General features: G+C 44.4%; 9 protein-coding genes. 3 read left to right on the top strand and 6 right to left on the bottom strand.

Going from position 1 to position 14,523, the window contains the following annotated elements; all coding sequences use genetic code 11:
* Positions 1–245: 245 nt before the first annotated feature.
* The 4 genes from FTT75_RS02205 to FTT75_RS02190 form a co-directional block, all read right to left on the bottom strand.
* Positions 246–437 carry a hypothetical protein gene (locus FTT75_RS02205; protein WP_180001557.1) on the bottom strand — a complete coding sequence of 64 codons (192 nt, stop codon included), beginning with the start codon at positions 435–437 and terminating at the stop codon, positions 246–248.
* Positions 438–801: 364 nt separating this feature from the next.
* Complete coding sequence (gene pta / locus FTT75_RS02200) at positions 802–2,940, bottom strand: phosphate acetyltransferase (protein ID WP_100329250.1); 2,139 nt, start codon at positions 2,938–2,940, stop codon at positions 802–804.
* A 54-nt stretch (positions 2,941–2,994) separates the two neighbouring features.
* Entirely contained in the window at positions 2,995–4,215 is a 1,221-nt protein-coding gene (locus FTT75_RS02195; protein ID WP_005172750.1) for an acetate/propionate family kinase, read from the bottom strand.
* Between the two features lie 450 nt (positions 4,216–4,665).
* Positions 4,666–5,931: a glutamate-5-semialdehyde dehydrogenase gene (locus FTT75_RS02190; RefSeq protein WP_034609142.1), complete on the bottom strand. Its 1,266-nt coding sequence runs from the start codon at positions 5,929–5,931 to the stop codon at positions 4,666–4,668.
* Between the two features lie 322 nt (positions 5,932–6,253).
* On the opposite strand from FTT75_RS02190, the gene FTT75_RS02185 reads away from it, so the two are divergent.
* Complete coding sequence (locus FTT75_RS02185) at positions 6,254–7,591, top strand: alpha/beta fold hydrolase (RefSeq protein ID WP_005172747.1); 1,338 nt, start codon at positions 6,254–6,256, stop codon at positions 7,589–7,591.
* A 24-nt stretch (positions 7,592–7,615) separates the two neighbouring features.
* Here the strand turns inward: FTT75_RS02185 and FTT75_RS02180 are convergent, their stop codons facing one another.
* On the bottom strand, positions 7,616–8,482 hold the full coding sequence (locus FTT75_RS02180) for a class I SAM-dependent methyltransferase (RefSeq protein WP_005172745.1): 867 nt from the start codon (positions 8,480–8,482) through the stop codon (positions 7,616–7,618).
* A 121-nt stretch (positions 8,483–8,603) separates the two neighbouring features.
* The gene (nagZ, locus tag FTT75_RS02175) at positions 8,604–9,626 is read right to left on the bottom strand and encodes a beta-N-acetylhexosaminidase (protein ID WP_180085586.1); all 1,023 of its coding nucleotides are present in this window, start codon (positions 9,624–9,626) and stop codon (positions 8,604–8,606) included.
* A gap of 199 nt (positions 9,627–9,825) precedes the next feature.
* Between nagZ and FTT75_RS02170 the strand changes: the two genes are divergently transcribed.
* A complete protein-coding gene (locus FTT75_RS02170) occupies positions 9,826–12,012 on the top strand; it encodes a carboxy terminal-processing peptidase (RefSeq protein ID WP_180039725.1) in 2,187 nt (728 codons plus the stop codon).
* Positions 12,013–12,459: 447 nt separating this feature from the next.
* A complete protein-coding gene (locus FTT75_RS02165; RefSeq protein WP_180185853.1) occupies positions 12,460–14,310 on the top strand; it encodes a bifunctional diguanylate cyclase/phosphodiesterase in 1,851 nt (616 codons plus the stop codon).
* Positions 14,311–14,523: the final 213 nt, after the last annotated feature.

Raw genomic sequence — 14,523 nt, 5'->3', positions numbered from 1 at the left:
AAGTCAGTGGACTGAAAAGCAGGGCTGTCTCAGCTTAATTTTTTATGTCACAGACTTTATTAGTAATCGTTGAAAATGCCAGTTCGAAAGACTGGCATTTATTATGCGTAGTTGATTCTTTTTTATTTGGTTTTGCATTCTGCCAGAAATGGATTTTGAGCCTGTATAATGATTTTATCTGAAAATTTCCCTTCATATTCAAAACCATTTTGTATGATTTTTAGCGTTTGAAAACCATATTTTTCCTAGGCACGACTTCCACCTAAATTATGTCCAAAGACTATCAAGCCTAAACTTTTGAGTTGTAATGGCTTAAAGAAAAACTCTTTGACCAACTTGAGCGCTTCACTGCCATAGCCTTGAGCTGTCCAAGTGATCGTTGAGATGGCAATACAAAATTCGGCATGTTGAGCACAAGATTGATTTCTAGAATTCAAAGTTTACCGATCATTTCATCATGATGGTTTAAACAAATTGTAAAGTCATAACGTGTTGGATCAGCCAAACAGCACTGAATATGTGCCTGCATATCTTTAAGTGTAAAATGCCATTTTAAGCCGGTCATATAACGTATTTCATCGATTTGCGTGAGCGCTAAAAATGTGAGTAGATTTTCAACTTTCACTAAGTGTAAGTAGATGCGGTTCTATTTAAGATCAGTGTTGATGTGATGCTCTTTGAGAGCATTTTTTATTTTTAGAAAAGTAATCGACAGATTATAGAATGTCCGACTTTAGAACAAAAATGATTAAAAAAACCACCCCATCTTGCGAGAGGGTGGTGAGTGCGGAGCTATTAAATTTATTGAGCCTGCTGTTCTGCCTGAATCGCGGTTAAGGCGATGGTAAATACAATATCATCGACCAAAGCACCACGAGACAGGTCATTCACCGGTTTGTTCAAGCCTTGCAGCATTGGCCCAACACTGACTACATTGGCAGCACGTTGCACAGCTTTATAAGTCGTATTACCCGTATTTAAATCCGGGAAAATAAAGACATTGGCACGTCCGGCCACTTGTGAATCTGGTGCTTTTTGACGGCCAACACTTTCAACCGAGGCAGCATCATATTGTAATGGCCCATCAATTAGCAGGTCAGGACGACGTTCTTTGGCGATTCGTGTTGCTTCAGCCACTTTCTCGACATCGGCACCCATACCTGAAGTTCCGGTAGAGTAAGAAATCATTGCAATCCGCGGGTCAATGCCAAAGGCTTTGGCAGAATCTGCCGATTGAATCGCAATCTCGGCCAGCTGCTCTGCATCTGGATCAGGATTAATCGCACAGTCGCCATAAACATAGACTTCATCTGGCAGCAACATAAAGAACACAGAAGAAACCAGTGAATAATCGGGTGCAGTCTTGATCAGCTGAAAGGCAGGACGTACGGTATTGGCCGTGGTATGTACCGCGCCAGAGACCAGACCATCAACCTGATCCAGCGCCAGCATCATGGTGCCGAGCACCACAGTGTCTTGCAACTGTTCACGCGCTTGCAGTTCGTTGAGTTTGCCTTTACGTAGCTCGACCATCTTGTCGATATAGTTGTCACGAATCAGATCCGGATCCAGAATTTCCAGATCTTCAGGCAATTCGATACCACGAGCTTTTGCCACTTCTAAAACAGATTCGGGATTGGCCAATAAAATACATTGTGCAATGCCACGCGACTGACAGATTGCTGCAGCTTGTATCGTACGTGGTTCATCACCTTCAGGTAATACAATACGTTTTTTGGCCGCAATCGATTTTTGTACCAGTTCATGCCGGAAGGCTGAAGGCGATAGACGTGGCTTATAAGAACCATTCAACATCTGACCGAGCCATTCCGGATTGATGTGACTCGAAACAAAGCGCGTGACCTGATCTGCACGTTCCGTATCATCTACTGGAATTTCATTGCTGAGATTTACCAGTTTTTGTGCGGTTTCAAAGGTACTAAGCGGTGTATGTAAAATTGGTAAACCTTGTTTGATGGCGGTCTGGCAAAATTCCAGTACGTGATCATTTGGTTGATGATGTTCAGTTAGCACCAAGCCAGCCAAAGGAATACCATTGCTGCTGGCCAGACTGCTGGCCAATAACACATCAATCCGGTCAGATGCACTGATGATCAATTCACCCGCTACAAATTTATGCAATTCATGTTCAATATTGGCCGAAATCAGGCTGCTGTGCTGGACACGGCGCTGTTTCGCTTCGCCTTCATTAATCCAGTAGGCCTGAATATGTGCCGCCAGATCAGATATACGCGGCACACTTAAAGTTTTACTGAAAGGCACCAGTCCAATTACAGGTAACTTTTCTGAACCAATATGTGGATGGGTTTGCTGGATGGCACGAATAAATTGTGTGGTTTCTTCTGCAAGACGTAAATCCGGATCAAGCGTTACAGGAATCTGTGCAGATTCTTCAGGCAGACCTTTGGTTCGCATCAACAGGATGCCAGACAGGCGGGTTGAACTGGCGCCACCAAAGTTGCGAATCTGGTTTTCAACTTTATCGGCAGTCTGACCTGGCTGCTGGATATTGGCATTGCTGACCACAATCACTTTGGCATCCAAAGCCTGCGCCAGCGAGGCATTCAGATCATCGGCAAAACTGTCCTGAGCATTTGGCAATAGACCTTCGACAATGATCAGGTCATGCTGTCTGGCAATTTGACGATGCAGACGTACCGCTTCTTCCAGCAGTTCATCCTGTTCACCCAGATTAATCTGCTGCAAGACTTTGCTATAACGGATTGGTTCAACAGTTTCACTTTGAGAAATATGACGATACAAAGCCGTAGTACGGTCTTCGACTTCATTCAATTCCTGAGCAAAAGGTTTGAGAAAGCCAGCTTTAACCCCTTGGCATTCCAGTGCATAAATCAGGCCTAAACATGCAGAAGTTAAGCCTACGCCTTCCCCAGTGGGAACCAATAGAATCGTTTTCATAAGTTACGTCAGTCACACAATAATAAAAATCAGTTAAAAAGTGGCCCTGCTTGCTTATGCAAGCGCTACCTCAGCTTCAGACTTTTTTGCGTTTTTTTGCTCCACTTCAAGTTCTACAACGCTATGTACTTCTTGAGCGATACGACCTTCTTCGTCTGTTGGCACTACCCAGATTTGTGGACCTGTACCTGAATCGATACGGCCTTCAGTGCCACGTTTCAGATCATTATTGGCACTTTTATCCAGGTTGAAGCCGAAGTGGGGCAGATAAGTCATGGTTTTTTCACGGATATAGGCAGAATTTTCGCCAATACCGCCAGTGAAGAACAAGCCATCAATACGTGGCAGACCACAGCTCAGTGCTGCCAGAGATTTGGCTAGACGGTAGCAGAATACTTCAATCGCCAATGCAGCATCTTCATTGCCTTGTTCCGATGCTTCAATCAGGGTACGCATGTCATTCGACAAATCAGACAGACCTAACAGACCGCTCTGGCTATTCAGCATCTTGTCAATTTTATAGATATCCCAACCCAGATTTTTTGCCAGGAAGCTGTGCAGGCTTGGGTCGACATCGCCACTGCGGGTGCCCATGACAATACCTTCAAGCGGGGTTAAGCCCATTGACGTATCTACACTTTTCCCATTCCACACGGCACAGGTCGAGCTGCCATTACCGAGATGTGCTGTTAACCAGCCGCCTTGTTTCAGGCTACCTGCCAGTTCAGAACCACGGTCTGAAACATAAGCATGGCTGGTGCCGTGGAAACCATAACGACGCACACCATGGGCTGTATATAAGAATTTTGGCAGGGCATAGCGATATGCATGTGCTGGCATGCTTTGATGGAATGCGGTATCAAATACTGCTATTTGCGGTAAGTCTGGGAACAAGCGTTTGGTGGCTTCAATGCCAATCAGATGTGCCGGATTGTGTAAGGGCGCAAGCGGCGTTGCTTCACGAATCTTTTCAATAATTTCATCATTGATCAATTCTGCTTTGGTCAGGCTGCCACCATGTACCACACGGTGACCAATCGCATCTGGGCGATAGTTAGCCAGACGCTCCAAACCAACTTCAAGGGCTTTTTTATGGTCGGCAAAAGGAATATGGATATCGACTGGTTCGTTACCGACAGTCACGCCTTTGATACGAGCATTCTCTGTGCCTAAGTTCTCAGCTAAACCATGAATACGGAAGTTCTGTTCCTCAAGAAGTAATGCAAACTTGATTGAAGAAGAGCCACAATTAATAACTAATACTGATTTAGACACGATTGATTACCCGATTTTTAATTAAAATTCTCGTCCATTGACTTGATCCAGTGATCAGCAAAAAAGCACTAAGCTGAATCAATATTGATGTTTTAACATTTGTTTTTTTTCTGTCCTAGATAGACTTTAGCAGATTAGACTTAAGCATTATCGACCAGACTGACAATAATAACTAAAATTTATCAGTTCATAGTTTTCATTTATAAATAAAATGATGCTGAAAATATAATCAATAAAGCTGCCAAATTCTATTTTCAATGTCGTACTGGAACAGATTGCTTTCAGTTTAGTGCCTAAAACAGCAAATATGACTTATACATACAATTCTATACAGAGATTCATCAATAAAATGACCCAAAGGTTCTGATCCATTTCGGTTTTAATTTTTTATATCCATAAAAAATCAGCTTTGTTCGCAAGGCTGATTTTTAAAGTGATCAGCTGAAATAGTTATTGGCGAATCTGACCATCACCAAATACGATCCATTTTTGTGAGGTCAGGCCTTCAAGACCAACCGGACCACGGGCATGAATTTTATCGGTTGAAATTCCGATTTCCGCGCCTAAGCCATATTCAAAACCATCAGCAAAGCGGGTCGAGGCATTGATCATCACCGAACTCGAATCGACACCGGCCAAAAACTCGCGTGCCAGACTGTAATTTTCAGTAATGATCGAATCGGTATGATGTGAGCCATACTGATTAATATGTTCAATCGCTTCTTCTATGCCAGAAACCACTTTGATGGCCAGAATTGGGCCCAGATATTCGGTATACCAGTCTTCTTCAGTGGCCGCAATCACTGCATCAGCAAGAATACGCTGGGTTTCTTTGCAACCACGGAGCTCTACTTTTTTCTCCTGATAAAGTTCTGCGATGCGAGGCAAGAACTCTTCAGCGACTTTTTCATCGACTAGCAAAGTTTCCATGGCATTACACACGCCATAACGATGGGTTTTAGCATTTAAAGCAATGGGTAAGGCTTTTAACAGATCCGCCTGTGCTTCCACATAGATATGGCAATTACCATCTAAATGTTTGATCACCGGGACACGAGCTTCTTCAGTAATGCGTTCGATCAGGCTCTTGCCGCCACGAGGCACAATCACATCGACATATTCGGTCATGGTAATGAGCTGGCCGACTGCAGCACGATCAACGGTATTGATCACTTGTACTGCTGATTCTGGCAGGCCGGAAATTTTCAGCGCATGTTGAATTGCCGCGGCAATCGCCTGATTGGATTCCAGTGCTTCTGAACCGCCACGTAAAATAATCGCATTGCCTGATTTCAGCGCCAGTGAAGCCGCTTCCAGGGTCACGTTGGGACGTGATTCATAAATCATGCCGACCACACCTAAAGGTACACGCATCTTGCCCAGTTGAATGCCAGATGGGCGATAAGCCATATCGCTAATTTCACCAATCGGATCTTTCAGGCCAATCACATCTTTCAGGCCTTCTAACATACCTTTAAAGCGTGCGGGGTTGAGTTCTAAGCGATCAAGCAGGGCACTGTCCAGATTGTTATTATGCGCTTTGGTCATATCTTTCTGGTTGGCAGCCAAAATAGCTGGCTGGCTATTTTCCAAAGCCGTATAAATAGCCGATAGTGCGTTGTTTTTGGTTTGGGTGGACGCACGAGCCAAAATGCGAGAAGCCTGGCGTGCCTGCTGTCCTACCGTTTGCATATATTGTTCAATAGACTCTTGCATAGCGCTTTGATCACTTAGAAATTTCACTTCGATATTAACAGTCTGCTGCCGGACAATGAAGCCCATCTGTTAAAAATCATCCGTTTTCGCGGACTTCTAAACATTTTGAAATTATTTTCTGTTTAAAAGCAGATAAGTGGTCGCTGAAGCGGTTGCTTGTGAAAAGCCGCTCTGTATAGAATGAAATAAGCGACATTGAAGTCATATATAATTATTAAAGAGCAGGATGCGTGTTCAGGCTCATCGGAATGTGTCTGAAGCATAAGATCTGTTAATCATGACTTGCACAATAAAAATAAGGCAAGGACGGAGGAAAAGGAAAATGAATTCCATTATCCACATGGATGCCCATGTATTGGATTCGCAAAGCCATTATGGTTTTTTTGATCTTTATGATAAGCACAGTTTTAAGCAGCCAGCACGAAGCACCTGGATGGATGGCTGGAAAATCGAATATATGGCGATTGCCCGTCCGGATACCTTGCATCTCAGGCCGATGGTGATCATTGGGGGCGCCTTCCAGAATTTTAATTCCTATAAATATTGTGTCGAACAGCTCTTCGCTGCCGGCCCGATCATTCTGATTGACTTGCCTTCGATGGGAGCCAACCAGCAGATCAGCAATGTGGATACTGGTCTGTCGGCTGGAACTCTGGAGCTTGAAGACCTTGCTGCCATGCTGGGGCAATGGCTGGAGCAGATGCAACTTCCTCAAGTTTCAATTTTAGGCATGTCCTTAGGCTCAGTAGTCGCCTCCTGTCTGGCAGACCAGCGCCCTGAACTGGTGGATCGGATGATCCTGATGGGCGTAATGCAGAAAACCCGCAAAAGCTGGCGCATGCTATTGGAAGAATCCTTGCATCTGATGAAAGAACAGCGCATGGATGAATTTGGTCAGGCGGTCATTTTATATCTGGTCAATCATGCCCGTCTCAAAGAAACCCGCATGTCACCAACAGCAAAGCGCTTATTCTTCAAGCAGATGTCAGAATTCACGGTGACCGAACAAGAGCGTTATGATATTAACTGCAACCGTCTATTGCGTCTGACCCACGTGCCGATTCCACAGTGCAAGGTTCTGGTGGCCTGTGGTCAATATGACAGTTTTACCTTGCCACATGAGAATGCCAATTTTGCCCTGCAATGTCCAAATATGCAGTATGTACAAATTGCCGGTGCTGACCATGTGCCTCAGTTGCAGCGCAGGAAAGAAACTATGCATCTGTTTGCCACCTTCTTGCGTGATGAAGCAGTCGAGCAGTTGCCGGGAATTATTCCGTTTAGCCGTGAACAGATGCAGCAGATTGAACGGCGCGGTGAAGAACGGATTTGTGTGCAACAGCCACAACGTTATTTGAGTCATCGTCATTCGGATCTGCTGTTGAATGTAGAAATTATCGACATGAATTTCTTTGGAGTATTGCTGGAGTTAGACGCAGGACAGACAGAGTGTGCCGCAGCTTATCCGCGTGATCTGGCCTTGCATCTGGAAGATGAAAACGGCGAGTTCAAGATCGAATGTCTGATCTTTGAACAGGATGAGACTCAAGTGCGGGCCCTGTTTAAACATGGCAGTTTTGAAGTGGCAGAACGTTTATTGGCTTTTGTGCAACAACAGAAAATCCTTCAGCAAGAAGACGCTTTCGATGCAGTGATTTAATCGGGGCTTAATAAAAAAACAGCGTCATTTAACGCTGTTTTTTTTCACTGCATGAATCATCCAGACCAGATCACCGAGATGTTCATCCTGCTCCGGTGTCAGATTTTGCTGACGAGGCTCGGCAAAATAACGTTGCGGTTGTTGTACCTCAACCTGATTGAAACCGGCATCTTGAAAAAAGTGCTGTAATTCTTGGGGGGTTTTAAAATGAAAGGTAAATGCACTGCGTGACATGAATTTAAGCAGACGGCTACAGCTCCAAATAAAATTCGCCAATTTATTTTTGACGGGTTCCGGGTAAATGTCGCTAAGGTAATGCAAGGCTGGAAAATGTCGTGCATTCTCTGCAATACCTTGCAACAGAATACGCAACATGCGTTGATCAAAGTAATTAATCAGCCCCTCATTAATTACCACCAAAGGTTGGTCGGGATCAAACATCTGAAAGATACAGTCCAACTCTTCACTAAAAATATCTGCAGTGAGCACTTCGGGAGCCTGCTGATCAATCTGCTGCAAGGCTTGGGTCTTGATTCTGGCCATGTCGGGAAGATCCAGTTCGCGATAATCAATCTCGGGAAATTTTTGTCTGAAATTCCAGCTACGTGGAGACAAACCGCAGGCAATTTCAAGAATCTGAAGTTGTGGATGTTGCTCGATCAACTGACACAGATGTTCATCAATCATCTGATGGCGCTGCTTGAGTGTGGTACGCATACTGCCACCTACAGAGCGTTCTGCCCATACTTCAAGTGGATGTAGCAGTGTGGCCAGAAATTTGCCTTTAGTCGTGGCAAAGACCGGATGTGAGATCCCCATTTGATACCAGATATAGCCGGTATAATGTGCTGTAAAAGAAATATGGCGATGCTGCGAAAGTGATTTTGGCATAGGGTTCTGACCTTATTGTTATTTTAGTTGGGTGCTACAGAAGTAGCGCCTTTTTAACATCATAATAAAAAAGGAACACTTTGTCGTGTTCCTTTATCATATTGATTGGATTTAAAAAGTTTCAGCTAGTCTGCTGCTTGAATACCAGTATTTCATCACGAATCTTGCGCCATTCATCACCCAGATCCAGTTCAGTGCCAATTTGAATCGCTGGAATTTGACCGCGCATACGTTCTAAACGTTCCTGATTTGGCAACGGCAGGTCGGCAATGCCTTCCAGTGCAATACATTGTGCTGCACGATCATTACAGACCAGACCCATATCACACCCGGCTTTCAGTGCGGCCTGAATTCGGGCATCGGCACCGCCTGCCACACAGGCGGCCTGCATGCTTAAATCATCCGAGAACAGAACGCCGTCAAAACCGAGTTGCTGACGCAAGACTTTCTGAATCCAGAATTCCGAGAATCCGGCCGGGTTTGGATCGACCTGACTATAGATGACATGAGCCGGCATTAAAGCATCGAGTTGCGGCTGTAACTGGATAAAGGTCTGCATGTCTTTTTGCTGAATGTCTTCATAGCTGCGCATATCAATGGCTGCCGCAACATGTGAATCCGCTTTGACTGAACCATGACCTGGGAAATGTTTCCCGGTTGACGCCATTCCTGCACGTTTCATCCCTTTTAAAAATGCGCTGGCCAGTGGAATAATATCCGGAATATTTCTGGCAAAGCTTCGGTCACCAATCACATCACTGATGTCGTTTAAATCCAGCACCGGCGCAAAACTGAAATCAATCCCGACAGCCAGTACTTCAATCGCCATCAGCCAGCCGCATTTTTCGGCCAAATCTAAAGCACGCTGCGAATCATGAGCATACAGTTCGCCAAATTTCCCCATCGCAGGGAGCAGGGTAAAGCCCTGTCTTAAGCGCTGCACACGTCCACCTTCCTGATCGACTGCAATCAAAATATCAGGACGAATCTGGCGCATGTGATCGGTTAAGGCACGGACTTGAGCCGCAGATTCGATATTACGTCCAAATAAAATGACTCCACCGACTTGCGGCGCACCGAATAGTTCAATATCTTCTTGAGTCAGGGTTGTGCCTGCGATGTCGAGCATCAATGCGCCAATCATATGCGGAATCCGTTTTAGAATTTTTCCGGGAAACAATACCTGATTTCTGCAATGATTTGCTACACTTTGTTAGCACAGAATATGATAAAACTACACGACATAAACATATTAAGTTGTTTAAGATGCTGAATACTTTAAATTCTGGTCGAAAAGCAACACGGTCACATTGGTCTCTAGGCCAAGGAAGTACGAATTATTTATGAAATTTCAAACGATAGCTTGCGCCGTTGCGATTGCGACAGGTGGCTTCTTTTTTACCCATGTCGTGAATGATGCGATTGCAGCCAATAGTGCAGAAGTGGTCAGCAAAGCCATTCAGCCATCTCAAGAACAGGCGTTGGTATCACGTCAACTGGCGACGCTGGTGGACCGTCAGCACTATTTGAATATGCGTCTGGATGCCCAGACTTCGCAGCGTATTTTCGATTTCTATATCGATAGTCTGGATCCGGAACATAGCTTATTTCTGGCACCAGAAGTTGAAAATTACAAGAAACGTTATGGGGCCAATTTCGGTGCTCACCTGAAAGCTGGCAATTTGTCGGGTTCTTATGAAATCCATGCGCAATATCGTCAGCGCCTGACTCAGTTCTATACTTATATGCTGGATGAGCTGAAAAAACCACAGAACCTGAATCAGCCAAATGTCTATATCGAAACGGATCGTGAAAAAGCACCATTCTTTAAAACTGAGGCTGAACAGCGCGCGCACTGGTCAAAAATGCTGGTGTCCCAGCTGATCAATCTGACCATCAGTAAAGAAGAAGAACAGGCCAAACAGAAAGCACTGAAGGCCAATCCAGAACTGGCCAATGGACAAGACCTTACCGGTCCTGAAGATCTGACGCCTGCACAAACCTTGACCAAGCGTTATACCCGTCAGCTGGAACGTGTCAGCCGGATCAAGAGTGATGATGTGCTCGACAAGACCTTGAATGCGATGATGCTGACCTATGATCCGCATAGTAATTATTTCCCGCCTGTAGATGCGATGGAGCTGAATCGTCAGACCACTTTGCAGCTCGAAGGGGTTGGGGTCTCGATTCGTCCTGAACGTGGCAATGAAGATTACACCAAGATTGAAACCATTGTCGAAGGTGGTCCTGCGAGTAAATCCGGTCAGGTGAAATCGGGTGATCGTATCATTGGTGTAGCCCAGGATGGCGAACAGATGGTCGATGTGATTGGCTGGCCAAGCAATGAAATTGTCGGTCTGATTCGCGGCAAGCGTGGCACTAAAGTCACTCTACGTTTACTCGGTGCAGGCGCGACCATGGGGCAGGCACGTAACGTGACCATTACCCGTGATGTGATTCAGGAAGAAGATGCCGGTGTGCGTACGCGTGTCGTCGACATTCAGCGCGATGGCAAGAAATATCAATATGGTGTGATTGAAATCCCGTCGTTCTACCTGAACTATCGTGCACGTCGTGCCGGTACAGATTATCGTTCAGTCTCTGAAGATACCAATAAGGCTTTAAAAGAACTGGCGGCCAAAAATGTTGCCGGGATTATTGTCGATTTGCGTAATAACCCAGGTGGCTCACTAGAAGAAGTGGCACGTATGTTGGGGCAGGTGATTAAATCTGGCCCAGTGGTGCAGATTCGTGATGGTAATGGCAATGTTAGCGTCTTTGAAGATGATGATGGCGGTACACAAACCTATGCGGGTCCTTTGGCAGTAATGATTAATCTGGCCTCTGCATCGGCCAGCGAAATTTACTCCGCAGCGATTCAGGATTATGAACGCGGGATTGTGATCGGCAGTACCACCACTGGTAAGGGTACGGCGCAGGTGCAACTGGATAGCTTGGCCCATGGTCAGGCGACACTGACACAGCGTAAATTCTACCGGGTGACTGGTGGTAGTACCCAGAATAAAGGGGTTGTGCCAGACATTAAACTGGTCGATATTTATAACGAAGAGTTTGGTGAGCGTAAGGCTAAAAATGCCTTGCAGTGGGATACCATTCCAACCGCACCGTTTAAACGTGAAGGTGCAGTACAGAAATATGTACCTGAATTAGCTAAACTTTCTCAGCAACGGGTCGTGCTGGATTCTCAGTTCAAGTATCTGGAACAGCGTAAGGCGGTGATGAAAAAAGCCGAGGAAGAAAAGCGTCAGGTACTGGACTTGCAACAGCGTAAAGCAGAGTTGATTGCCATGGAGCAAAAAACGCTGGAGGCAGAAAATACCCGTCGTATGGCTACAGGTCTTAAACCTTATCCGAACTGGGAAACTTATCAGGCTTCAATGGATGCACTGATTGAAACCCGTGCCAAAATGAAAGCCAAAGAGCGTCCGGCGCTTCCTGAAGAAGAAGCCTTTGTGATCGAAGCTGCACATGTGTTGCTGGATTATGCCAAGTTACAGGCCAAACAGTAACTTTTAAGCATGTCCATTTAAGTATCTAAGGATCTAAAAAAATAGCCTGTTTCGACAGGCTATTTTTTTATGATATCCGGCTATTTAAAAATCAGAATAAATTTTTCACATGAATTGCTAGCTGTCTAAATAAAAAGAAAAAAATTGTGACGGTGGTCGAATAAATAAACTGGAAAAATAGATTTAAACATTTGCTAAAATTTTCAAGACTCATAAGATAGAAGTCATATTTTATGCTGATGCTCATCATGATTTCAGAATCTGTTCTCGACCCTGAATTAAAAAAATATAAATTCTAATTTTATTTAAAACCAGAGGCTTTGCACAGCGACACATGTGCATTGCTTGTCAACTTTACGATTCTGACGGCTTTAAACTTGACCAGGTGGAAATAGAAATACACGTGAGGGGAATAATAACAATGATGACCAATACGGAACATTTTATATGATCCCTATTCAGCATGATATCAGTCTGGTCATCGGATCAACTCTCTTTGCTTTCGTCGCTGGCTATTTTTTGATGCCGATTCAAAAAATATGGTGGCGTGAGTCGCGAAGAAAATTTGCAACACTCATGCTATTTGCAACGGCCGCATTACTGGGGCTATTGATCTGGTCGATCCATTTCATTGGGATGACAGCAATTCATTTAAGTCATGTCTATCATTTTGATTTCAGCTGGATGTTGCTCTCTTATTTGAGTGTCTTTACGGCTTCTATTTTTACCCTCTGGTTAATGATCCAAAGCATCTGGTCATTTTCCCGAGTGGCTCTCGCGATCGTGGTGATGAGTCTCGGGGTCTCAGCCATGCACTATACAAGTAGTCTTAGGGCCAACTTTGAGAGAACAGAGATTACGCCAATCACAGAATCTTCACATGCGACTTATGATCTGTTGTTCGCGGTTGTGTTAATCAGTGCTCTGTTACTGATTGCCATGATTCGTCTGGTTCTCTCAGAATTGCGTCTGGCATCTCTGAATCGCCAACTGCGATGGGCCAATAAAGAGCTCGAAAATCAAAATATCCAGGATAATCTCACCAAATTACCCAACCGTTTATACCTGGCTGAATACGCAGATATCTTGTTTTCCAAGCAACAACATCAGCAGGAAATTGCCTTTTTATATATTGATCTGGATCGTTTTAAGGCGGTGAATGATGTGTTTGGTCATCAGGTCGGAGACCAGTTGCTGATTCAACTGACTGCGCGTATTCATCAGTTATGGGGTGACCGTTCCAAGCTGCTTAGAATTGGTGGCGATGAGTTCCTGATGGTGCTGGAAAACACGTCCGTCAGCAAAGCTTCAGAAATGTCAGAGCAGATTCTAAATCTGATTCAGGACAGCTTCCTGATTGATGGCAAAACCATTAATATTTCGGGCAGTATCGGAATCGCGATGTATCCGGAGCATGGCAAAAATCTGCAAGATTTACTGGTAAATGCCGATGCTGCAATGCTCAGTTCTAAATATCAGGGCCGCAATACCTATTCAGTCTTTAATTTTTCTTCTGATCAGCATGAATCCAAGAGCCAGAGCAAGCTGATTAATGATCTGTATAAAGCAGTTGAAGATCAGCAATTTGTACTGTTTTATCAACCCAAATTTACCGGTAAACGAAAAATTTGTGGGGTAGAAGCCCTGATTCGCTGGCAGCATCCGTTACATGGGTTGCTGGGTCCCAATATGTTTATTCATGGCGCTGAGAAAACCGGGCTTATTATTCAGATGGGCTATTGGGCACTGGAACAGGCTTGCAAACAGATCCAACTCTGGGAAAAAAATAATACCGACTTTTTCCCGATTGCCGTGAATTTGTCTGCGGTGCAGTTTGAGCATAAGCATCTATTAGCTAATCTGCAAAACCTGTTTAAACGCTATAAGATCAATCCGCAGCATTTGATGATCGAGATTACTGAATCGACCGCCATGCATTATATCGATGCCAGTATTCGTACCCTTGAACAATTACGTAATATCGGCATCCAGCTGGCGATTGATGATTTTGGAACCGGACATTCCAGCTTTTTATATCTAAAAAATCTGCCCGTGGATGAACTGAAAATTGATAAAGAGTTTATTCAGGATCTTAGCGTCGGCTCTAAAGAAGAAATGATTCTGGAAAGCATTATTCGGCTGGCGATTAAACTGGGTTTAAAAGTAACGGCTGAAGGCATAGAAACCACGCTGCAAGCAGATATTTTGACTCGACTCGGTTGTCAGCAATTACAAGGTTATTTGCTGGCAAAGCCGATGCCAGTCGAGTCATTGGAAATACAGGATTTTCTGTCTTAATTTGAATTTTTATACGCTACTAATGCGGTACTAAAGAGTACGGTGGACCTATATTTAGCGTTATTCAGCAGGCCAGTTGAATGACACAAACTCCCATATTTAAGCTTCATAACCGTATTATTTCCGACTCAATCTGGGCTGAAAAATCCAGCAGTCAGCAAGTGTAGATCTTATAAATACTGTCATTTCCTTCAGCCGTGGGCATACTTATTG

Source organism: Acinetobacter sp. YH01008 (assembly GCF_013420435.1).
Classification (GTDB): domain Bacteria; phylum Pseudomonadota; class Gammaproteobacteria; order Pseudomonadales; family Moraxellaceae; genus Acinetobacter; species Acinetobacter pseudolwoffii.
Note: the sequence above shows the minus strand (reverse complement) of the source record. Positions and strands in the feature narration are given on the sequence as shown.